Below are 24,106 nucleotides of genomic sequence, written 5' to 3'. Positions count from 1 at the left end.
GGCTCATTTAATTCATAAAGCTAGTTTACGGAGAATTTAATATCAGATTTTATATCTGCCTTTTGCATATCCTGTAACTTAACTATCGGCAATTCTTCAGTTCCAAAATCGTTATTATTGATAATTACTTTTGTATCTGCCGTCAATAAGATTGCAGGTCTTTTTTCGCCCGCCTTTAGAAAGTTAGTTTTAATAATTTTATTATTCACAAATGTTAATCCGCTTGTACTTCTGGCAGATAAAATTGGATAGTCATAAACCTTAAACGTATTATTTTCTATCCGGATGTTTTTATGAACATAGTATTTGGGTGCCGGCTTGTGGTTTTGCGGATTAATATTGATCACATAATTATTGGGTGATGAATTGTATCCGCATTCTATAAACTGATTGTTTCTGATTGTAACATCAGTAACCGGACCCGATTCGAACCAACCTTCAGCATCATTTTCAATTAAAATTGCATGCATGCCTGTGCGGTAATAAACATTGTTTTCTATTAAAACTTTACGACGTGTTGTGATTAATGTACCGCGAGAAATGGTACCTTCGAACCTCGAGTTCTTTATAGTTACCGATGGCGTCCATGTTACATTTTCAAGTGCGTCGCCAACCTTTAGTTCTGCAGAAAAAGGCTTTTCCATTTCAACCAGCATCTCTCTTTCAGCTATCAGTTTAGCTGTTTTAACTACACCTTGCTCAAAAATCTGCAACGAAGCAGAATGAAGATAAGCTACTGAATCTTTAGCGTTAAATGCTTCAAAACCATATGTCTGATGATGTTTAAATTTCAATTTTAAAGATGTTGGCGATACAATTTCACTTACAATTAAGTGTGTACCGTGAACATTTACCGGGTCATCATGCATACCGTTGAATCTGCAATTATTGATAGTAATCTGTCCCTTGCATCCCGAAAAGTGCATCCCATCTGCAGAGGAAGCTATAACCCTTCCACTACCTTTTTCAGGTTCCACATAAACACTATCATACGTCAGGTTCTCAGAAAATTGAGAAACGACACCAAGACCATGCATTGAATTCATATGAACATTTTGCAACCTGATATTTTTAGATCGATAGTTGAATGCCCCAACATAATCACGGTAACGGTCTCTAATGGTTAAAACCTCTCCAGGCTTAGCTTTAAACTTTGAAAAATCACCAGAAAACTTTACCTGAAGTGGCCCAAGTATTTCTGCTTTGCTTTTCATAAATGGATCCCAAGAGCTATAGAGTAAAATTCCCTGATCAGGGCGCACCAATACAGCATGGTAGTTTTTTGTAATCCACTTTTCACCATACCATTCCAATTGTCCATTTATGATGGCAAACTTAGAATCAGGATGAATATTAGCCACCACCGAAGTCTCATTTATTTCCTTGATGGTCATTTCTGACATACCGGGGCGTTCATAATTGACAGACAGGTTGCGGATAGCAATGTTATTACTACCATCCAGCACCCAGGTAATCATTTTACCATGAAATATAAAAACCGAACCGTTACCTTCAACGGTAACATTACTCATTCCTTTCAAAAATAGTCCTACTTTTTGCTTCTTTACAGGAACTTCTACTTCAGATGATGTATTCGAGATGTAATAATTGGTTTCGCTTGCCTGATCTGGCCAGAAATCATACCTACCTTTAGGAAAGTTCAATACAGATTCAGATTGACCTTTGGCAGCTTCAATAGCTTTTTTAACTCCCTCAGTTGCATCAGCAAAACTATTTGGTACTACGCCAAACCTGGTAACCTCAATAGTTTGTGCATTTAAATTCAAACTGCCACATAAAAGCAGGCTTACTAAAATTCTTTTCATTTGGTTATAGTTAAAATCGCTTGATATTGAGCTACTGCATTAATTGCTTTAAACATAGTACCTTTTTCGTTTATTTCCTTTACCAATTCCGGTGCAACACCTGTAATACTGATATTCCAGTCCTGAAGTTTAAGTTCAATATCCCCTCCTTCCATAAATCTGTGAAGCCCAATATGCCACGTAGTTCCATTATAAAGATTATCTGTGATATGTTTTCCGTTTTGAAACAACAGCGCACTTCCGCCAAGATAATCAACCTTTAAGATCAAACTAGCTACATTAGACGGCAAAGTTTTTGGCAACTGGATTATTGCATTTTGTTTTTCAGGATAAGTAATTATTAGTTTAGGTGTGTAAGGAGTAGTTTTAGTGGCATAACTATCAAAAACAGTAGCCTGTTCGTTGTTAGATTTAAGACCAGCAATAGCATTCAAACCTTTTGGATATACCTGAACATTGAAGTTTTCATTCCCTGCTTGCTGAAGTATAATTCTATTTTTTTCTATCATTAAATCTGCATCAGAAATTATTAATGCTTCCTGCCCTTTTAGCTTTAAACGCCATGAGTTTTCTGCTTGTTTTCGATTAAGAAACACAAGTAATATTGTATTTCCTTCTTTGTCTTTTATTTCAAGATTTTTGCTATTTCCTGCACTCAGCTGTACATTATCACCTAATTTCTCGGCTTTCCATCCTTCAAAGGTTTTAGTAGTAATACTTGAAACATCAAAGGCCAATTGTGGGTTAACTCCTGGTAGCTCCTGAAAGAATATTGTTGTTTTTTTCCCATTTACCAATCTGGCCAAAGGCTGCGCAGTAACATATTTAATTAATGCAGTACCAGCTTTCAAATTAAAAGGCAGGATTGCTGTAGTTTGCCCTTTTAATAATACCGATGGAAATGTGATGGTTTCCTGATCAAGCTTTACTTTTACTGTTGCATTTTTATCTGGCATATTTACACGTACCTGAGTATTTCCCATAAAAAGGAAACCACTTCCGTTATTTGCGCGGACAATATATCTCAGATTAGTAGTATCTAATTCATTACGAACCGGGTTCTCAGATTCAAACACCTGCATAGCAGCAAGGTCAGTACCGAAGTCGTTAATAAACAAGTGCTGCACTTTCAAATACCTATACGAAGGCCTTAACAATCCAAATTCATCCAAAGGAGCCTGAAAATCGTAACTATAAGGGTGGCCAGGTTCTTCTAAACCTGGGGTTTGTGTTCCTCCATGAAACATGTAGTAGCCCATAAGGTTCATTCCACGTCCAACCTGATTTTGCACATGAGACTCTATTACTTCTGGCTGTGCTATAAAACGGTTATTAAAGGTCATCTGGCTTCCAGCGCCCTGTTCGCACATCCCTTTCGGATACATGTTCACATCATAAAACACTTTACCCAAAGCATCATTCATGATCCATTGGTCATTTCCATATAAAAAGTCTTTCGTTGGTTTGCCACCTGCTCTCTCCCAACCACGGTAGGCATAGGCACCTTGCAAAGGAATTACTTCCATTTTCTTATCGTCGAACACAGTATTGGCTGTGATACTCCAAAATACAGGTGTAATATTGGCTTCTAGAGCCATTTCTTTCAATTTAGAGATATGTCCGTTTTGTCCGGAGGCATACTCATTTTCAAGTTGAGTCCCAATAATTGGACCACCATCTTTAAAATATAATCCTTTGGTCTGCATTCCTATTTGATGATATAGTTTAGCTGATTCTGCAAGGTATTCAGGATCATTACTTCTATGTCCTTTCATTTTTTGTATCCAGTCGGGAAAACCACCATTTAGTTGCTCTCCATGACTCCAGGGACCAATACGTAGCCAGACCAACATATTATGACGGGCACACAGTTCTATAAATTTCCTGATGTCGCGGTTATTCTTCCAGTCCCATACACCTTTAGAAATCTCATGTTCATTCCAAAAAACATAAGTGGCTACAATAGAAAGTCCGCCACTTTTCATTTTAAGGATCTCATTCTCCCATTCCTGCTCAGGCACACGGTTGTAATGAAGTTCTCCCATTACCGGAAACCACGGTTTACCATTTTTTTCAAAATATTTGTTATTTGCAGATAAGGTGATCCCAGCAGGACTTTTACCTTTCATGGGCAATGCAGTTCTTTGCGGAGTAGTCTTTACTCTGGCATCAATCTCATAAACCTGAGCTTTTGCCAGGTAAGTAAAGCACATACAAAGTGTAATTAATTTTAATTTAAACATGTTTGTGTGGTTTATTTCTTCTTATTAATAATCAGCAGATATCCTTTAATCGGATCTACTTTAATAGTATCATTTAATCCTAAATTCTTTGCCGGTTGAAAATTCTCGATTGCAGGACATAAGATCCTATCTTCAGGTTTCCAACCTATTTTTTTCCAGTCTATATTCAACTTAATTTCGGTAATATCTTTATTCCAGCTGGCTATCGCAATCAGGATTTTGTCTTCCTTTAGGTATGCCGTTGCCAATACACCAGGATCAGAGGTATGAACTGGCGTTTCTTTTTGCCAATAGCCTATCATTTTAGCATCGGCAATTCCAAAAGCATCCCATACTTTCCAGATCTCTCGTGGATCGCAATTTACCCCTTCGGTAAACCATGGGTAACGGACGGTCATTCCATATACCATTCCTCTCCACGGATTTCCACCGGCATGCAACATATCACCCATCAATCCATAAGGAATTCCGGAAACTTCAACAAGCCAGTTTTCCGGAAGCATCTTATCATACTGAAAACTCTCCCCAAACCATAGTTTATTTATATAAGGGAAAAATTCCATATACTGCGTTGCAGGTCCCTTAGAAAAGCCTGTATTCGAATGAAGGTCAATAACACAACCTGGCTTTACCATATCCATTACCTTTCTTACCCGCTTTAATAAGTCGCGGTCAAAAGAAACATCATCAAGATAAAGTCCATCCATATCTGTTTTTTTGATCATCCACTTTAAACCCTCTACATAGTAATTGTACCATCTGGATTCGCCACTGGTTAAAATAGCTGCGTCACAGGCTTCAGTTCCGTTAATTGGTGTAAACCATTGGGCATTATAGTTAGATCCTAAATGCTCCCTAAGCCATGTATATCCACCTCCATTTCCATCTGCCAGTATCTCATTACTTAAACTCCTCAAAGCCCATAGCTCAGTTGCCTGATTACTTAACTCACGTATAGTATAGTAGATTTTGGTTTTTACCCCTCTTTTATGCCAGGTAGAAACAAATCGTTTAATGCTATCCACACTCCCGAAAGGATAGTTTATATAAGGATTTATTTGATTTGCATGATGTACATTAATGATTTTAACTCCTGATTCTAAAATATCTTTAGGAGGTTCTGGGTGACTCCCATCATGGTAGTAACGGTTTGCAAACTGTCCTTTGGTGTCCAATGGTTTTACCGGCGTAATAAGCATAGCAAATTCAAATTCCAGCGCCTCGCCTTTCTTTATAGATCTAGGACCGCAATAGGTACGTGTATTCAATACATTACCATCTGCCGCAATATTAAATCCACCAAGATTGTTGTTATACCATGCTTTAGGTGGTGCCGGATGGTATAGATTTAATAGTGGCCCGCTGTATGAAGATCCCCTAAGCTCACAAAATAATCCGGCTTCTACATCTCCAAGCCAAAAAGAGTCCTGAGGGCCTTTCCACTTCCAATCATAATCACCCGGACATTTGGATCCTGGCAATCCCATCCCCATAAAATATTTTGCAAGCTCCTGCTTTACAGGAATCTGCAAATTGATGTCGTCTAACTTTGTATCCTGCAAAGGATTTACACTAATTTTATAACGCAGATAACCATCAGCTTCCATGCTGGCCTTACATACCAGTTTCAATTTATCATTGAAAGATATACTTTCCCATGAAACCTTACCTGCTTCTCTTGTTGCGTACTTAAAATCATGGCTACTAAAAGCCAGCAGCTGATTATTGACCAAAATATTAAATGCCAATGGTGCTGCAAGTAATGGATTGCCATTTGCAACAATGGAAGCTGGTAATCCATCCTTTTTTAAGACTACCTCTGCACTTGAAGCAGTGATTTTCTGATCTTGAACTTTAAGGTTTTGATAAGGTTTAACCACATCATCATTAATTCCAAGCTTAGAATTTAACCACCTTAATCTTGAATGCCGCCAGGTTTCATCGTCGCCGCGGTTTGCTAAAACATCTTTTGTTACGTTTATTTTTACTCTGATTATTGAGGCAGATGCATTTTCGGGTTTAACCCTGACCTGGAATTCTTTTAAACCAGGCTTTGCATCCAGTGGTATATCCAATCCGATCCAAAAAGGCTGTACTTTTCCTTTTTTTACATCGACGATTTTAGTAAAGAAATCACCCTTTGTACTATATCCCTCTGTATTAAAACATGTAGCAGGAAAAGGTGAATTAATATATTCTATTTTAACATTTTTTAAATTCTGCTTGCCAGCAAAAACACCTAATTGAAACACATAATATTCATTACGCTGTGCAGTTCCGGCAAACAATGCCGAGGTACCTTTACTAATCCATTTATAAGGGATATCATCAAACATTTTAATTGGAAATTTCCGGTCTTCCGGAAACACCAGATAGCTCGCAGCTGACTTTTTAATCAGCCTTTCTACCTCCACTTGTTTTGCCACAACCTCCATTGGAAAGAAACTATCGAAAGCGGTACGAGCCTGGATTTCCAAAACTTTCGCCTGAACTAGCTTAGTTTTATCAGAAGTTAACTCGTTTTTAGTCAACCACTCATTATTTGGCGCTTTTTCTCTTTTTAAATAATCACCAGAAAACCCACCTATATTCTTACTCCCGCTCCAGGCATAATAGTAAACATAATATTTACCTGCACCATTTAAGGGCTGAAAAACAAACTGCCCCTCTTCGCGGGTAATATTGATTCTGTAAATGTTGTCTATTTTATTACCTTTTTCATCTGTAATAACAATGGCTTTCTGATCGGCATCCCAATCCTTTCTTCGCCATTCAATTTTAACTTCAGCGGCATCAACATTTTGTCCCACTAGAATTACTGCCCTGTGGTTACCTAATACATCGGGCCATAATTGTTTTGAAACAGAATGGGAGATTTCCTGGGCATATAGCGAAATACTAAAAAAAATGTTTAAAAAAAATATAGATATAAGTTTCATTTGTGTGTGTGGTTCTAGAAACCATATATTGTTTTAAAAGAAACGGCATTGCTATAGCAATGCCGTTATTTATTAGAAAGCGTAACTTAGGGATTAAATGCTGTTACATTAATTGTCCACGTTCTAGCAGCACCATTTGCCGCCGTGACAATGTATTTCAAAGGCTTTGTTGCATCAGTAGGGTCTCCCAATTTTGGTGTTCCGGGTACCGGTGTAATGGAGGCTGCAGTAGAGATATTCAGATAGAGCCAAAGTTTACTCTGACTTACTTTTGCTTTTTCGGCATCGGTAAATTGACCATTTGCTGCTGGTACTGTTATCTGCACATTGATCGTACTATTTACCTTATCAATCTGTTGAGCTATGGTTAATTTCTGATAGGCAACCAGTGGTTGATCATATTGTGTTGAGGTACCGTTAAAGCGGTGCTCAACATTTACAAGTGTAATTTCATTGGTATCAAATAGTGGATAATCAGTCAGCCCCTTTTTTAAACAAGAGGAAAATAAACCCAATGATAAGACCATCATCAGGAAGGCTATGTGTTTTATTTTTAGTTTCATGATTTATTTTTTAAGGTTACCATCCTGGGTTTTGTGGACCAAATTTGGTATTGTTATCAATCTGGTCTTGGTCTATTGGGAAAAGATATCTTCTGGATGGATCAAACTTTCTATTGTTATACTGGTTGTTAAATGGTCCGGTCACAATCGAGAAAGATTTACCATCTTTCGATAAGTCCATTACGCGGATTGGCTCGGTTAACTCTCTTATCGTACCATTTGATGCCAGCCCATCGTTGGCGCTACCACCAAACCTACCCCAGCGTAATAAACTGAAATAGCGATCATTTTCTTCAGCTAGCTCTACCCTTCTTTCTATCTTATAGTCTTTCCAGGCATCGGCTGTTGTTCCCGCCATAGATGCCGGAAGTTTACCATGCGTAGTTCTGGTCTTATTCAAATTTAAAACGGCATTGGCTACATCTCCTTTTAGCAAATAGGCCTCTGCTAAATTCAAGTATACCCTTCCTAATCGCATGCCAATCCAATGGTAATCTGTATTAACACTGTTTAAAAAGCTTGGTGTGATATTGGTATAGAGACCCTTGCGCCAATACATATTACTTAAGCTAGTTTCATATCCTCCGCCATTAATGGTACCCAAAAACCTACCCGAATTACCTTTTAAACTTGTTCTAAATAATTCACCATAAAATGTACTATTATCGCTAATAATTGAAGCTTTCCAGCGGGCATCTCTGTTCTCGTTGGTCAATGTCAACATTGTTTCAGTACTACCTGGTTTAATACGCCCCATTTTCACCACTATATCATTATTCAGCTTGGCAGTTTTATCATCAGGGAAACCTGATTTAGCAAAAGGTGCTATTACATTTACGGTCTCGTCTATAGCATTAAGGTATTGTGAAGTTTGATTCCATGGCACTACCTTACTTGGATCAGCTTTATCAACCGTCAGGTAATCGTCCGTAAAGTTTTGAGTAGGAAAATTCTCTGGCCAAACCTCAAAAGGAACTGGTTTATTAAACAGAGGTGAGCCACCAAATTGTGTAATGGTTTCGGGTTTGATGTTAGGTAACTGATGCTGCATTGGCGTGCTTGATAGAGAAGTATTAATGGCTTTTCTATAAATAGCAAAAATGATCTCGTTAGATGTGTTTTTGGTTTCATTAAACATCCCCTCATAGTCAGTTTCTAATGCATATCCACTATTGATTACCAATTGCGCATTGGTAATAATTTTATCGAGCAATGGATCATTTGATGCAACGTTCGGTGCTGCCGGATAGTTTTTGTAAGCTAACGCTTGTAGGCAAACTTCTGTTAAAAAAGCTGCTGCTACATATTTGTTGGTTCTACCTGCCACCTTGGTGGTTGGTAAATCAGCAACGGCATCTTCCAAATCTTTAATAATGTAGTTATAGCTTTCTGTAGGATTTGCAGTACTAGGTAATTTCAGGTCGTCATTTTCTGTTAATACTTTATCTATCCAAACAATACGACCGGTTTTTCTGGCAATATTAAAGTAAGACATGGCCCTTAAAAACTTAGCTTCAGCAACCAATGCTTTTTTATCCGGATCTGAAATACCTGCAGATTCAGTTACGTTTTTGATGATTACATTGCAACGACGTACAGATCCCCAATTGTTAAAGCCATAATCGTCTCTATTAGTTAAAGTCTCTGTAAAAACCGGCAAAGCGCTACTTGCACCGCCATAAGCCCCTACAATATTAGCGGTATAGGTATCTTCTGCACCTTTTAAGCCACACGTGTAGGCGCCCATAATACCATCGTAGGTACCGAAAACAAAGGTTTCTGCATTGGCTTTGGAACTCCAAACCACCTCCGGACTAATTAAACTTAAAGGATCTGCATCCAAAACTTTTTTACATGAGCCTAATACCAGCAAACCAGCAAAAACTCCTATTATTAATATATTTTTCTTCATGATTTTAATAATTTAATTAGAAACCAACATTTAAACCCAGTGCAAAAGTTCGCTGAATTGGGTAATTGTAATTATTGGTATCTGACTCCGGATCAATAAAATATTTCTGGCTTTTTGCCGACGTCAACAAGTTGGTGCCCGATACAAATAATCTCAAGCTTTGAAATGGTAATTTTTTAAATGCGCCTTCTTTAAAATCATAACCTAGTTGCACATATTTTAAACGCACATATTTGGATTTTACCAGCCAGAAGTCACTTCCTCTGGAATTATTACCTCCATTAACCGCATCTGAGCTAATTGCTCTTGGGAAAATCGCGTCCCTATTATCTGGTCGCCAATAATCAGATTGAAAATCATAAACGAGCATATTTTGTCCGCTTACCCCCTGAATTACATCTCCAATATAGCGATCTCTATTACCGGAACCTTGCACTACCGCACTAAAAGAGAGACCTTTGTATGCCATATCAAGCGTAACACCATAGTTAGTTCGTGGAATTGTATTAGTACCTATTCTTCTAAAATCGTCTCCGTTAATTTGTCCATCACCATTTAAATCCTGGTACCTTAAATCTCCAGCACCAACATTTAATGAAGTGATGCGACGAGCTCCTGTTAACAAGTCACTATTGTCGGTGTAAAATCCAGAATTCAAATAACCAGTTTGCAAAAAGCTACCATCGGTATTTGTTGCTCTGGTGTAAGGGTTTTTCAGTGTAGCATCATCATCTGAGGCAGAACGTTCTGTTAACGAATTAAATCGAGTAAAATTAATGCCAACTTTATAAGTCAAATCGCCAATATTACTAGCCCAGTTTATGTTAAAATCGAAACCTTCAGTACGTGTCGCTCCTTCAACAAAATTAATTTGAGGCAACCCTATACCTAAGGTTTGGGAGAAACGAGGATCGCCTGTTACAAATCCCGTTCTACGAGTATAAAAGTAATCGAAAACGGCGTTTAACCTATTGTTTAAAGTTCCAATTTCCAACGCTAAATCTCTATTGCCAATAGTTTGCCATGAGTAAGTATTACTAGGTAAACTTCCAGGCTCTGATGTACCTTGAACCACGTTTCCGTCAATTACGTAAGCCTGGGCATTAATACCATAAGAAGGTACATATCCAAATGCACCAACTCCTGTTTTGTCACCCAATACACCATAAGATCCTCTTAGTTTTAGAAAATCTACAATGTGCTTTTCTTTTAGCGATTTCATAAATGGCTCATCAGAAATGATATAATTTCCAGAAACAGCATAAAAAGTACCCCATTGCTTACCTGGTACAAAAAGATAGTCACCATCTCTTCTGATAGACCCTTCTACGCTATATCTGGATTTGTAGGTATAAGTTAGCCTACCCAACAATGCAGCCCTGGCGGCTTCACTTTCGCCACCACCCACTGTTTGGTTTAAAGATGGACCAGCTACCAATTGATCAAAAATAATCTGGTAACCTACCCTACTTCCATTTACTGAAGATGCTTCATCTTGCTGGCGTTCTGCAACTCCGGTAAAATCAATACTGTGGTCTCCAAAAGTCTTATTGTAAAGCACATAGCCCTGTAACGTTGTTGTACTTCCTTGCCCTTGAGACACACTTAAACTAGGCGGATTGCCAAATATTGGAACGGTACTGTTTAAGTTATAAGCTGGTGCCAGATAATTCCAACTTTTACCTACGTTATTGTAGGTAGTGTAAGTTCCATTGAATTTAAATCTCAAACCATCTAAAAAGTGTGCGGCATATTCTAAACCCAAATTGGTATTTAAAATCTTAGCATAACCTTTATTATATCCAGATTTCGGGTCTAACTCCCTTACCGGATTATCTGACTGGGTAGTTGGTAAACCAAATTCGTTAACAGCCAATTGCTCTGGTGTTCTATTTTGAATATGGCTATATATATTACCATAACTTGAACTAGGCTGAGCGTTGCTTTCTATGAAACCATCTAACCCTGCAGTTACCTTTAGGTTTATTTTTTCAAATTCACTAGTAGTATTTAAACGATAGGTAGTTCGTTTGTTGTAGTTATTATCGGTTCTTAAAATACTTCCTTGGTCATAGTATGATAAACCGGCATAGTAAGTTAACTTTTTAGTACCTGAAGTTACCGATAGGTCGTGCCTCATTTCAGGTGCGTAGTTTTTCATTGTTAAGGCTTGCCAATCCGTATTTGGAAAATTGAAAGGATCTGAACCAGTACGTAACTTCTCTAATTCAGCATCAGATCTAAACGGATTTCGGCCTTCGAATGCATATAACTTATTTTTTGCAAGCGCTTGCTCATAAGAATTTATTTTATCGGGAAATAAGGTGGGCTGAGAAAATATTTGATTGTAGGCGTAATTTATTTTGGTCACCCCTTCTTTACCCCTTTTGGTAGTAACCAAAACGACCCCATTTGCTCCCTGATTACCATATAATGCCGTAGCACCGGCATCTTTTAAAATCGAGTAGCTTTCAATATCATTCGGGTTCAGATTTGAAAAGTCATTAGCTGAACGTACAATGTTATCAATTACAAAAATTGGACTTTGACCACGAATTAAGATACTACTTTTAGTACCTGGTGCACCGTTACTTGCGGTAACAATTACCCCAGGTAGCCGACCGGCAACGGCATCATTAATAGACTGCACAGGCAAGGGTGCTACATTGGTCATATCCAGCGTACTGATCGCATTGGTCGTTTTCCTACGGGTAGTGGTACCATAGGCCTGTACTACCACTTCATCCAAACTATTGTCACTTTGTTTCAGAACTACATCAATTGTTTTATTGCTTCCAGAATTAGTTCCCAATGGTATTTCTGTGCTGCCATAACCAACTAAAGAAAACACAAGAACTGCATTTTCTGGTACGTTTAGAGCATATTTTCCATTTGAATCTGTAGAGGTACCCTTCCTTGTACCCTTTGCAATTACTGTAACACCTGGTAAAGCTACCCCTGCTGTGTCTTTTACAACCCCAGTTACCGTAATGTCATTTGTTATACTTCCTTGATTTGAAATAGCAATTAAACCACTATTCAAAATACTAAAACTAAGTTTTGTATCCTTTAAAATTAATCTTAAAACATCGGTTACAAGCAGATTTTTAGCCTCAACTGTTACATTTCTTGTTACAGGTGAAAAAGTTGAGCTATACACAAAACGATACTTACTTTGTTTCTCTATCGTTTTTAATACTTTTTCAATACTCATGTTTTTCACATCAAGTGAAATCTTTTCCTGAGAAAAAACGCTTGCTGATACATGGAGGCAAGTCAGCAACACCAGCAGAAAGGTGAGTTTCATTATTCTAATGAATTTGGAAAACGGCCTTATTCTCAGCCATTTTTGGTGGAAGTAATAATTAATCATATTTTTGTTTTTTGGTTTAGCGATTTTTTGACAGCACATTGTTTGCGCAGTAACTGTCATTAATAATTAATCAAAAAATTTAGGGCGGTGGCTTCAACACCGTCCTTTTTATTTTGATATAGTGATGGTCTTTTCTTTTATCTCATAGTTAAATTCTCCCGTTCTTTTAAATGCATTTAATACTTCTATTATACTTTCATTTGTAAATGTGCCTGTAAATTTATAGTCCTTAATTTTCTCAGATTTAAATATGATTTGTATATCAAACCATCTTTCCAGCATAGTCTTTATATCACTAAATTTCTGATCATATATTTCGAGATCATTTTTAGTCCATGCAGTTTCAACTATAGCAGTATCGCGGACTTCCTGATATTTTTTAATAACAATATCCTGAACACCTGATACATCAATTTTAGATCCCAGCATATCATTTTTTATGATTACAACTTTTTGACTAGGCCTAACAGTAATCGTTTTATTATGATATTTTTTGGGCTGCATGCTAATTATACCCCGTATCAGCGTGGTTTCGGCGGTCTTATCATCAGGATAAACTTTTACATTAAATGCTGTACCTAATACATTAATATCAAACTGATCTGTGTGAACTTTAAATGGCTTGTCGGCTTTATGAGCTACATCAAAATAAGCCTCACCAGTAAGCTCTACTTCTCTAGTTTTATCATTAAAGCCATTTTTTAATGACAGAGAACTGAGTGAGTTTAACCAAACTATAGTTCCATCACCTAAAGTAATTTGTTTTTTCTGGCCTTTTCTAGTTTCAAACTTAACCAGGGGTAGCACATCGTTATTTACCTGACCACTGTGATTGTAAAATAAAACTATTGATGCACTTACTATGATCAGAACAGCTGCCACTGATAACCAACGAATAATTGGGTTAAGCTTACGGATGTTACTCTCTGCTGGCTCGGCCTCCTCTTTCAGTCGGGCATATAAAACATCGTGGATTTCGGTTTTATTGCCCATTTCAGGAGTCCACTCATAATCATCAAGAACATAGTCATCCTTAAAATTCTCTAAGAATTCTCTTTCTTCTTGTGAGCAATTTCCTGCCTTATACTTTTCGTAGAGTGCTATAAACTCATGTTTGGACATACATTAATATTTGGTATCACTTATATAGAGCCAAATATTGCGCAGTACACACATAAAAAAAATTTATTTTATTTTGCAAAACTATTAGCTAACTATGCAAAGGCTATTTAGCAAAAAATAACCTAATTTTACACGGGATATTCTGTATGACAAAAGATCAACCTTCCGATTCTGAATTATGGAAGCAGATACAACTAGATAACAACCGGGCATTTGAGTTGTTATTTAGCAGGTATTGGTCTGCTGTTTATACTACATCCTTTACTTATTTAAAAGATGAGGAAGCCTGTACGGAACTTGTACACGATATATTCTTAAACATATGGCGTAACAGGCATGGCTTAGAAATATCTTCTTTTAAAAACTACCTTACCATGGCATCCAGGTACCAAGTTTATAAACTGGTAAAAAAAGGAAAAGCAAGCCCCATTACATTTGTTGAGGAATATGATGCACTTCCCAACTCAGGCTATGCAATGAACCTGGGAGAAGAAAAAATCACTTATCAGGAAATGGAAAGTAGCATTGAAGGGGTTTTAGAGAAATTGCCAAAAAAATGCCGTGAAATATTTATGCTCAGTAGGTTCGACAACCTATCAAATCAGGAAATTGCCGAAAAATTGGGTATTTCAAAACGCACAGTAGAGAATCAAATTACTATAGCGCTAAAACTACTTAGACTTTCTATCAGGGTAGTTATCTATTCCATTATATTTTTCAATATCTGACTGACTAAGCATTTTTATATGCGGCCCTGCGTGCAGCGCTATTACACGAGGCACGAAAAGCAAGCATCTCCTGTGCAGCTTTAACGTTCTGATCTTGCCCTTTCCAGATATCCAGAGCCGGTTGTTGAATCGCTCTCGAAAAAGAGAATGTTAAAGGCCACGGCATTAATTGCCCAAATCGCAGATGCATCATATTTAAGCGTTTTGAAGCCAGTTCATATGGTTGGCCACCAGATAAAAATGCAACACCTCCAACCGCAGCAGGCACCACCCTCAGGAAACAGGAAATTGTTGCCTCAGCAACTGCCTCCACATCATTTTGCACCTTACATTCCAAACTAGGCACAACCATATTTGGCTTTAAAATCATCCCTTCCAGGCAAACACGTTGCTCATATAGTTCATTAAAAACCTCTTTCAAAACAAGCGATGTTACTTCTTCACATTTCCCTAATGTATGTTCACCATCCATTAGCACTTCTGGCTCAATAATAGGTACCAATCCTACTTCCTGACAAAGTGCTGCATAACGTGCCAAGGTAACCGCATTAACCTTAATGCAAGCCTTTGTAGGAATCCCCTCATCTATTTTAATTACTGCCCGCCACTTTGCAAAACGGATACCGAGTGAATAATAAACCTCTAAACGGTTACGTAAACCATCAAGTCCTTCTGTAATCTTCTCGCCCAGAAAACCAGCCAGGGCTACTGCACCCTCATCTACTTTTATACCGGCAATAATTCCCTTATGTTCCAGTAATGACAAAAACGACACCCCATCTTCCGTTTTTTGATAAACAGTTTCATCAAATAATATGGCACCGCTAATGCTTTCCTCCAAAAGTGGTGTTGTTACAATCAATTGCCTGTATTTTCTTCTAAATTCTTCCGTCTCTGGTATTCCAAGAGCTTTAAATCTTTTGTTACAAGTAGCCAGACTTTCATCCATTGCCAATAAACCTTTATCATCGGCCATCAGTCTCTGCGCGATATTTTTTAGTCCGTGTATGTCCATAATGTTTAACAAAAGATATATCCTCAATAACAATTGTACTCTCTCTATAGTTTCGGCTAACAATAGAAATTTAATATATGAAGTTGTATACGGTTTAAAAGGATAATGCTACCTAAAAGAAAGGTATAGTAAGGAAACACCTTGTCGCGGTAAAAGCACTTCCAAATTAGCAGTTCCATTTTTAGTTTTAAGTATCAAAGGCTTTTCCAGCAGGGCCAGTTGCCCAGCCTTTTCAAGCTGTTTGATTTGTGCAGCTGTAGGACTTACAGGGGAACCCATTTTTTTCCAGACTTCGTACGAATTGCTATGCTCATCATCAATACGATAATGCTTCAGTTCAATTGTCCTTGAAGGCAGCCCCTTAAGCTGAATGTTAACTTTTTCAGCCTTACCCTTTTCGTCAGCATCATGATAGTTCCACACCATCACCGCGGCAGATTTATTATCTTTTGATGCCAATGCGCCAACATCTGTCTGCACACCTCTAATACCTGTGGCTAAAATACTATCAAGCGCATACATCCTGTTTGCATTAACCTCAACTAAATTCCCTCCCATCATTCCAAACATTCTGAACACATTCAACACTGGCTTGTCCACACCATTAGTCGCCAAGTCTCTGAAACCATAAAACCATGGCTGGTTTTCAAATTCAAATGCCCAGGTAACCGCACCAATCAGGTTAGATTTTAGCAAACGGGCCAATTCATATTTACGGGCAAAAGATGCTGCGGTATAGCTGGAATACATGGTTCCGTTACGATAAGCATTTTGAGGATCTGTAGCCATACCACACGCTGCACATCCTTCCGGGTCTGATTCTCCGATCACTATCGGGAGATGCTTTAACTGTGGATAGGCTGCGATGACTTTTAAATTATCATTAATGTTGCGAAGCTGGCTTCTGATTCCCATAACCACCCTTCCGTCTTCTAACTTAGGCGATCCCTTGGCATGAAATAAAAGAATATCAAGCGGAGATCCTGTTTTTCCGGTTACATAATTGGTTCCGAACAGACAATGTTTTATAAAAGCATCCTGAAATTTCATTGCTCCTCCGGTAATATCAGTACCTCCTATCCTGGCCGTAGGCAAAGCTCTTTTTACTGCATCAGCAGAATAATCATATAGTTTAAAAAATTCTTGCTGCGTTCCTCTCCAGTATTGTGAGTCTGGTTCATTCCAAAGCTCCCAGTACCAGCTTTCTACTTCTTCTTTCCCATAACGCTCAACACTGTGTTTTACCCATTGATAAATAAGCTCTGCCCATTTATTGTAATCTTTAGGAGGATATGCCCAGCCAGTGAAAATATCACTATACTTATCTCCTGGTTTCCAGTTATGCTTATAAGGTACGGGCTTACTGGATAGTGCCTCGGGCATAAAGCCAATCTGTGCCAGCGGCTTCATACCTCTTTTAATATAAGTATCAAAAATACTGTCAATAATAGACCAGTTGTAAATCGGATTTCCCTCAGCATCTTCAGTATAAGCATTGGTCGATCCCCATTTTAATGCCGCTACTCCATCGCCAGTTACCAATAAACTATGTGCCCTTACAAACACTGGTACCCGACTTGCCGATGCAATTTCGGTTAGCAATTTCTTACCATCCTTCATGTAGGTATAATTAGGCTCATCATATCCAAACCAGGCCCACAATGGTTTCATTGGTTCTATTGATTCTGAGAAATTAACGGTAATACTTGCCGATTCATTTTTATTGGTTTGCGCATAAATAAGGCTGTTTAACCCAAGTAGCAGGATAAAGGCTTTAATACATTTTTTTAATAGCATATGCTTTTGTTTATACGATATTATCTTTTAAACAATTATTGGGATTGCCCAAATTAAATATATAGCTTTTTTCTCTTTAGAGGCAAGTATAAGACACACGCCCTTCTTTCTATAACAAAGCTTACTTATCCGGTAAACTTTCTTTAAGTGAGAAAAACAAAGTTCCAAAACCTGCATTATCTGCACCAAAACCTGCTCCCTCGGGCCTTAATTTATCTGCCGCTGCCTTTGTATATTTATACTGTTCTGGCCCTATTCCTTTTACACGAAAGGCATAGTGATTATATATCTGTTCAAAGATTGAGCGGAGATTGCCCCTGCCATTGGTAGAGATTGTGGATGCCGGGAACCTGCCGCTAATATCAACATAAGGCTCAAAAGAGACTTCTTCTCCTAAGTTATATTGGGCGGTATATTCAAACCCCTTTAACAACCGATTCTCCGAAAATTTATACATATCTAATCCCTGGTTCCATCCAATTTCACACATCTCAGCAAGGTGACCAATTCCTAACATACTGTGGGGTTGATCGCGGCCACTTTCCTGTCCCTGCCCTGCCTCATTAACAATGTAATGCAAAAGGCTCCCATTTCCAGGGCCTTTATAATAGAAATCTACAGCCTTATCAAACATCGCATGGTCATCGTTAAAAACTGCAATTGACATCATGCCTTTCATACAGGCTAAATCCCAGTTTCCATGGGCCCAAAGCGCAAAGTATTGGATAGGAGGATAAAATACATTACGGAACATATCCTGACACTTCTTAATTTCGGCTGACGACCATTTAGGATATGTAGAACGCATAATTTCGGCAGCACTGGCCATCTTAAAAACATTCAAACCTGCTCCAAGCTCTACATCGGTTCCATCGAATATTTTAAAGGTATCAGACCAGGCGTTTATAATCCCCACAGTAGCTTCTGCATGAGCTTCATCTCCGGTAATCGTCCACATTATTGCATTTTGATATGCAGCACATACATCTTTTTCAAGATTAGTTATATTTTTCCCCGCCCCGGTCAAAAGGCTTCTTTCTACATGGGCCGATGCGTTAGGCTTCCAGGTGACGCTGGAATAAGGACTTTGTTTAAATTTTTCGTAACCACTCTTCCAGGGTTCAATCCCTTTGGCCACCATATCCTTCATTCTTTGCAAGTCGGCAGAGGAATGCAGCAGGCCCGGATGCGTAAAAGGTGCCGGATGATAAGCTTTCGGTTTTTCCAATTTTAGTACCTGTCCATTACTCATTAATGAAAGCATCACTAAAAAAGTGCAAATAAAAATTCTGGCAAATAAAAATCTGATCATTGTATGTTGTTATTTTTTTAGTAATGAAAATGAATTAGGCAATTGTGGATTTCCGTTTGGATACTCGAGGTACTGCTTGCTTAAAGTAAAAAAGCCAATGAATTCTGCATTGAATTCCGGATGTGTTTTACCATGAACCTTCAGGTTAGTTTTAATATTTGCACCATTGGCAGTGTGTGTTAAATGGAAACCGGCATCTTCAACAAACGTGTTGTAGTCTACCTTGCAACCGGTACAGCTTTGAATATCCAGCTTTTGTTTTACAAAAGTATTTCCAAACCAACGGTGGTCTATATCAAGCGAAGGGATAGTTTGTTTGATGACTAAAGTATGTGGCAGGTAATTACTTGTAGCAACCGATTTACCAGGCCTGCGTTCATTGGTAAAACTACAGTTATAAAACAGGTTTTTGATAAAAACATTTGCCTCGCTGGCAAGCATTTTAACTCCTGATTTTCCGGCCTCGTCCCCCGAAGCAAGCACATTATTATCAACCAGCGCCGGCCCATGACTATCAAATAGATATATCACATCAGCCTGGACATCAGAAATTATATTTTCGCTTATCCGCGCTGCCTGAAACAATGGCCCCAGATAAATACCATAACTCTGGTTACCCTTAACTTGTCTGATTAAGTTTCCTTTTATTACTGCATCTATGGCTATGGCCAGTCTGATACCGGCAGATTCTGCACCTGTATATGACCCTTCTGTATTGATCTTTTCGATAAGGTTTCCTTTTATCAAACTGGAAGTACCTCCTGCTAAACCAAAAATCCCGGCCTGACCGCAGTTTAAAATATGGTTATTACGAATAATATGATGACCAACTTTTTCGATTTCTTTATAATCGCTAAACTCTGGATTTCTTGGGCTGGCTTCGGGATAAGTTTTACCGATAGTACCAATTGAAATGCCCACCCCAGTGCAATTATCAATAGTGCAATTTTGGATGGTCCAATGTGTTCCGCTTCCCGTTTCAATTGCTCCTCCCTGTTTCCCATAGATGCTTGCAATGGGGCTCAACACTTGATTAACATTAATTCCATCAATAGTAATGTAATTCACATTTCCAGAAGCTGAAATTCCGAATGGTCTTACAGGGATTTCTGCAAGCACTTGGTTAGGATTATGTTTACCAAAATTTGCTTTGATCAGAATCTTCCCCGCATCCTTTTCTGATATCCAGCTTAATACTGTTTCATTTACTTGTTTGGGGCTATCTTTCTGCTGCATTTTTACATTATTGTAAAAGATAATGCCTTTAAATGATGAAGTATCTATGTGCAGTTCCCAAATGCCATCTTTTTTCTTGATCCAGTTTTTAACCTGTTCAGACCCTCTAATACTTACTGTTTCGCCTTTGGCTGCTTTTATAGTGATCCTTTGATGCTCAGATGCGCCACCGCTATTTAAAATCACAAGTTCTCTGTAAATGCCTTTGCGGACAATCACCTGATCTCCCGGTTTTGCTTTCAGGACAGCATTGTTTATGGTCAATAGAGGTTGTGTAATGGAACCATTGGCAGCATCATTTCCAGATTTAGAAACATAGATGATATTCCCGGGTGCTGATTCCGTTTGAAAATAAGCATTCACCAAAAAAGATTGGACAAAACAAAGACTAAAAAACAAGACAATTTTTTTCATTTAAACTTTAATTATAATGGTATGACAGCATAAAGCAATTTTTATACTCACTAGCTCACTCGCAATGCTGAAATGTGCCCTTATGTTACTCCGACCCTGGCAGACTTAAAGCTAACAAACAACAATTTACCTACAAAACATACTGATGAAATCTGGTAGTAAAGAGTATTGAATTGAAAGTGCTGCGTCTATAAATAAACCAATATAAACCGAGCATATGAAAAGGATTCCTTAGTACAGAAAATACTATCTGTTAATTAATCACACCGCAGCTATTTAGAATAGTAGAGCGGTCTTTTTATTTTTTCAATTAAAGAACCAAATAAATTTATGAAACTTCACTTACAAAATTCAATTCAATGGAGTAAGATTGCGAAAGTTGGATTTGGTCAGATGATTTTGTTTTCGTCACTGATCAATCTAGCCTATTCTAAATCCTCCAACACTCATAACATTCCTGATCGCTTTTCGGATCTCCATTATGCTGATATACATAGCGTATTGGTTAATTCCGCAAAGTTTGACCAGGTAATATCGGGTACTGTAACCGATGCTAAAGGAGAGCCGCTGCCAGGGGTGTCTGTTAAAGTTAAAGGTACCAACCTGGGGGCTGTAACAGATAAAAGCGGAAAGTATAAGCTTACCGTGCCAAATAACACAAGTATTCTGGTTTTTAGCTTCATTGGCTTTGAAACGCGGGAACTGGCAGTTAATAACAAAGAGGTTATTAATGTTACGTTAAAAGATTCGAATGATGTACTGGAGGAGTTAGTAGTTGTTGGCTATGGCAAGCAAAAGAAAGCAACTCTTACAGGTGCGGTGGAAACTATTGACCGTAAAGTTTTTGAAGACCGTGCAGTAACTAATGTGGGCCTGGCATTGCAAGGGCAATCGCCAGGACTGTTGGTTACCCGTAGTTCGCCACGACCGGGTAACGAAGGCTTAGCATTCAGGATTCGTGGAAACTCTTCTGTGAATGGTAGCGACCCATTGATTATTGTGGATGGTGTACCTGTTCTCAATTCCTATTCTTTTCAGAATATGAATAGCGATGATATTGAGAGCATTTCTGTTTTGAAAGATGGGGCCGCGGCAATTTATGGTTCTCGGGCTTCAAATGGTGTGATCCTGGTAACCACCAAGAAAGGAAAGGGCAAATTAAAAGTAGACTACAATGGCAATGCCCGTTTTAATACCAACGGTATTACCAGCTATTCGCCATCTATGCAGCAATATGCTTCAATCTGGTTAGCCGCAAATGAACAAGAAACCACACCTAATTACTGGGTTTGGGGAAATAAAGACAACTTACTGAAAATGCAGCAAGGAGTTGAGGGCAGATATGATCTTTTTGGAACAGATTATTACATTTTTAATGCTAACCGATTGGATGAGATGTTTGCCAGGCGCTATTCGCAGCAGCATAATTTAAGTATTTCTAAAGGTACAGACACATCAGGATATCGCCTTTCTGTAGGTTATGCGAACAATAAAGGGAATTTAGCTACTGCTTATGACGGGCAGAAACAATACAACCTTCGCTTTAGCAACAATTATAAGCTATCTGAAAAATTTAAGATTGAATCTAATGTTAGTTTAATCAATGCAAATACCAGTACCCCCTCTGTTGGGCTAGATAATACACTTTATGCTTTTGACATGCCGTTTTATCCGGCTAAAAATCCCTATGGGCAATGGTTTGCCACATTTAATGGAATTGATGGCGGTGCTAACAGAAATGCGGCAGCCATGACTGCTGCAGGTGGGCGGGAAAATAGAAATTCACTTACCGGACGGGTAGATCTGACTGCCACCTATCAGATTTTTAAGGATCTTGCTTTAGAGGGTCTGGCATCTTTACAGAATGAAAGATTTAATTCAGAAAGATATGTATTACCAGTACAGCTGTACAACTGGTATGGTACGCCTACCGGAATCGGTTTAAATACCGGGGGTACAAATAATACTTACAATACCAATGCCTGGCAAGGACTTTATCAATATTACTCGGCATTGTTACGTTACGAAAAAACAATCAATGGCGTCCACAATATATCGGCAATGGCAGGCCTCAATGCAGAGAAGAACAGTTCGCAGTTTTTGTCTGGTACCCGTGTGGGTTTTGCAGACCAGGGCGTTTATGATATCAGTTTGGCCGGTTTAGAAACTCAAACAAACAACGGGGACAAAACACAAATTGGCAGGTACTCTTACCTGACAAGATTGAACTATAATTATGGAGAAAAATATTTATTGGAACTAGTAGGCAGAAGAGATGGTAACTCCAGATTTGCCTCAGGATATAAGTTTAAAAATTTCGGATCTGCCCAACTTGGCTGGATATTTACTAAAGAAAATTTTCTGACAGGCATTACTCCTGTTCTTAACTTCGGTAAAATAAGAGCTTCTTACGGGGTTACAGGAAATGAAGCATCTGGCCTGGGTGCTTTTGATTACCTATCTACCATCAATATTGGATCTACTGTTTTGGGCTCGCCAGCTTCACCACAGTCATCAAGCAGTTTAAACAACAATGGTTTAATTAGCTATACGCGTACATGGGAAAAAGTTGAGCAAAAAAACCTGGGTATTGACCTGGAATTTTTTGATAGTCGCTTAACTACCAGCTTTGATGTTTTCGAGAAAAACAATATTGGAATGTTAATCAATGTAAACTATCCTTCTGTACTGGGTGGCACTGCTCCTAAAACCAATAGTGGTAAATTCAATACTAAAGGCTGGGAGTTTATTATAGGCTGGAAAGATACAAAAGGTGACTTTAGCTATAATATGGCCTTTAACATCGGTGATACAAAAACTATGGTATCCGGAGTAGAGGGTGCTGATAGTTACGGGGCAGGGAGAAATGGAATTGTAAACGGGCGTCCATGGCAATCCTGGTTTGTATACAAAACAGATGGTTACTTTAAAAACCAGGCAGAAGTTGATGCCTATTATGCGGCCTATGGAACCAGTACCAATCTGGCCAATATGCCAAAAAACAATCAGGCTGTTGCTTTGCGTCCTGGCGATACAAAGCGAGTTGATGTTGCAGGAACAGGCAATATTACCAATATAGGCGACGCAAAAAGTTCTTTAGTATATGCCGGTGATGGCACTCCACATTTTAATTTTGGTTTCAATTTGGGCGGTTCATGGAAAGGTTTCGACTTGAATACCTTTTTCCAAGGTCAGCTAAAACAGAACATCATGCGGGGTGGTTATATGGCTTATCCGTTTGCTGCACTATTTACAAATCAAAACCCCTCATACCTTGGACAAACATGGACAGAAGGCCATCAGGATGCTTTATTTCCCCGTTTAACTGTTAATCCAACCAGAGCGTCATGGAACTATTCCAATAACGATTTTATGTTACAAAATAACCGCTACATCCGCTTAAAAACACTGGTTGTAGGGTATACTTTACCTCAAAGAATGACAGAGAAGATAAAATTAGCGAAAGTAAGGTTCTACTTCTCAGGAAATGACTTGTGGGAAAAAACCTCTATAAAAGATGGTTTTGACCCGGAAATGGGCGAGGCATCGATAAACAGTGGCTATCCGTTTGCAAGGACGTGGTCGTTCGGATTAAACGTTGGATTTTAATAACCAGTAATGATTAA

13 protein-coding genes are annotated in these 24,106 nt (G+C 38.4%); 2 read left to right on the top strand and 11 right to left on the bottom strand.

The window, feature by feature from the left end; translation table 11 throughout:
• Nucleotides 1-20: 20 nt before the first annotated feature.
• The 7 genes from CPT03_RS04110 to CPT03_RS04080 form a co-directional block, all read right to left on the bottom strand.
• The gene (locus CPT03_RS04110) at nt 21-1,826 is read right to left on the bottom strand and encodes a right-handed parallel beta-helix repeat-containing protein (protein WP_099437654.1); all 1,806 of its coding nucleotides are present in this window, start codon (nt 1,824-1,826) and stop codon (nt 21-23) included.
• The gene (locus tag CPT03_RS04105) at nt 1,823-4,069 is read right to left on the bottom strand and encodes a beta-galactosidase (RefSeq protein ID WP_099437653.1); all 2,247 of its coding nucleotides are present in this window, start codon (nt 4,067-4,069) and stop codon (nt 1,823-1,825) included. The genes CPT03_RS04110 and CPT03_RS04105 overlap by 4 nt, the downstream gene beginning before the upstream one ends.
• 11 nt (nt 4,070-4,080) lie before the next feature.
• Nucleotides 4,081-7,008, bottom strand: a complete 2,928-nt coding sequence (locus CPT03_RS04100) for a glycoside hydrolase domain-containing protein (RefSeq protein ID WP_099437652.1) — start codon at nt 7,006-7,008, stop codon at nt 4,081-4,083.
• 86 nt (nt 7,009-7,094) lie between these two features.
• The gene (locus tag CPT03_RS04095; protein ID WP_099437651.1) at nt 7,095-7,571 is read right to left on the bottom strand and encodes a DUF5018-related domain-containing protein; all 477 of its coding nucleotides are present in this window, start codon (nt 7,569-7,571) and stop codon (nt 7,095-7,097) included.
• Nucleotides 7,572-7,587: 16 nt separating this feature from the next.
• Nucleotides 7,588-9,483 (bottom strand): RagB/SusD family nutrient uptake outer membrane protein, encoded by a 1,896-nt coding sequence (locus CPT03_RS04090; RefSeq protein WP_099437650.1) that lies wholly within the window; start codon nt 9,481-9,483, stop codon nt 7,588-7,590.
• Between the two features lie 16 nt (nt 9,484-9,499).
• Nucleotides 9,500-12,790 (bottom strand): SusC/RagA family TonB-linked outer membrane protein, encoded by a 3,291-nt coding sequence (locus CPT03_RS04085; protein ID WP_157766348.1) that lies wholly within the window; start codon nt 12,788-12,790, stop codon nt 9,500-9,502.
• 174 nt (nt 12,791-12,964) lie between these two features.
• Entirely contained in the window at nt 12,965-13,978 is a 1,014-nt protein-coding gene (locus CPT03_RS04080; RefSeq protein WP_099437648.1) for a FecR family protein, read from the bottom strand.
• A gap of 146 nt (nt 13,979-14,124) precedes the next feature.
• Between CPT03_RS04080 and CPT03_RS04075 the strand changes: the two genes are divergently transcribed.
• A complete protein-coding gene (locus CPT03_RS04075) occupies nt 14,125-14,706 on the top strand; it encodes an RNA polymerase sigma factor (protein ID WP_099437647.1) in 582 nt (193 codons plus the stop codon).
• Between the two features lie 4 nt (nt 14,707-14,710).
• Here the strand turns inward: CPT03_RS04075 and CPT03_RS04070 are convergent, their stop codons facing one another.
• The 4 genes from CPT03_RS04070 to CPT03_RS04055 form a co-directional block, all read right to left on the bottom strand.
• Nucleotides 14,711-15,721, bottom strand: a complete 1,011-nt coding sequence (locus tag CPT03_RS04070) for a class I fructose-bisphosphate aldolase (RefSeq protein ID WP_099437646.1) — start codon at nt 15,719-15,721, stop codon at nt 14,711-14,713.
• 108 nt (nt 15,722-15,829) lie between these two features.
• Nucleotides 15,830-17,518 (bottom strand): GH39 family glycosyl hydrolase, encoded by a 1,689-nt coding sequence (locus CPT03_RS04065; protein ID WP_099437645.1) that lies wholly within the window; start codon nt 17,516-17,518, stop codon nt 15,830-15,832.
• A 121-nt stretch (nt 17,519-17,639) separates the two neighbouring features.
• The gene (locus CPT03_RS04060; RefSeq protein WP_099437644.1) at nt 17,640-18,830 is read right to left on the bottom strand and encodes an alginate lyase family protein; all 1,191 of its coding nucleotides are present in this window, start codon (nt 18,828-18,830) and stop codon (nt 17,640-17,642) included.
• Between the two features lie 9 nt (nt 18,831-18,839).
• Nucleotides 18,840-20,480: a right-handed parallel beta-helix repeat-containing protein gene (locus tag CPT03_RS04055; protein ID WP_099437643.1), complete on the bottom strand. Its 1,641-nt coding sequence runs from the start codon at nt 20,478-20,480 to the stop codon at nt 18,840-18,842.
• A gap of 330 nt (nt 20,481-20,810) precedes the next feature.
• Between CPT03_RS04055 and CPT03_RS04050 the strand changes: the two genes are divergently transcribed.
• Nucleotides 20,811-24,089 (top strand): SusC/RagA family TonB-linked outer membrane protein, encoded by a 3,279-nt coding sequence (locus tag CPT03_RS04050; RefSeq protein WP_216641605.1) that lies wholly within the window; start codon nt 20,811-20,813, stop codon nt 24,087-24,089.
• The last annotated feature ends 17 nt before the right edge of the window (nt 24,090-24,106 follow it).

It is taken from the genome of Pedobacter ginsengisoli, assembly GCF_002736205.1.
GTDB classification, from domain to species: Bacteria; Bacteroidota; Bacteroidia; order Sphingobacteriales; family Sphingobacteriaceae; genus Pedobacter; species Pedobacter ginsengisoli_A.
This window is presented reverse-complemented; position numbering and strand designations above follow the sequence as displayed.

Bases quoted from the DNA above. Each gene is read 5' to 3' on its own strand.
- CPT03_RS04100 (WP_099437652.1), bottom strand. From the start codon at position 7,008: ATGAAACTTATATCTATATTTTTTTTAAACATTTTTTTTAGTATTTCG.
- CPT03_RS04070 (WP_099437646.1), bottom strand. From the start codon at position 15,721: ATGGACATACACGGACTAAAAAATATCGCGCAGAGACTGATGGCCGAT.
- CPT03_RS04110 (WP_099437654.1), bottom strand. From the start codon at position 1,826: ATGAAAAGAATTTTAGTAAGCCTGCTTTTATGTGGCAGTTTGAATTTA.
- CPT03_RS04085 (WP_157766348.1), bottom strand. From the start codon at position 12,790: ATGAAACTCACCTTTCTGCTGGTGTTGCTGACTTGCCTCCATGTATCA.
- CPT03_RS04065 (WP_099437645.1), bottom strand. From the start codon at position 17,518: ATGCTATTAAAAAAATGTATTAAAGCCTTTATCCTGCTACTTGGGTTA.
- CPT03_RS04090 (WP_099437650.1), bottom strand. From the start codon at position 9,483: ATGAAGAAAAATATATTAATAATAGGAGTTTTTGCTGGTTTGCTGGTA.
- CPT03_RS04050 (WP_216641605.1), top strand. From the start codon at position 20,811: ATGAAACTTCACTTACAAAATTCAATTCAATGGAGTAAGATTGCGAAA.
- CPT03_RS04055 (WP_099437643.1), bottom strand. From the start codon at position 20,480: ATGAAAAAAATTGTCTTGTTTTTTAGTCTTTGTTTTGTCCAATCTTTT.
- CPT03_RS04095 (WP_099437651.1), bottom strand. From the start codon at position 7,571: ATGAAACTAAAAATAAAACACATAGCCTTCCTGATGATGGTCTTATCA.
- CPT03_RS04075 (WP_099437647.1), top strand. From the start codon at position 14,125: ATGACAAAAGATCAACCTTCCGATTCTGAATTATGGAAGCAGATACAA.
- CPT03_RS04060 (WP_099437644.1), bottom strand. From the start codon at position 18,830: ATGATCAGATTTTTATTTGCCAGAATTTTTATTTGCACTTTTTTAGTG.
- CPT03_RS04105 (WP_099437653.1), bottom strand. From the start codon at position 4,069: ATGTTTAAATTAAAATTAATTACACTTTGTATGTGCTTTACTTACCTG.
- CPT03_RS04080 (WP_099437648.1), bottom strand. From the start codon at position 13,978: ATGTCCAAACATGAGTTTATAGCACTCTACGAAAAGTATAAGGCAGGA.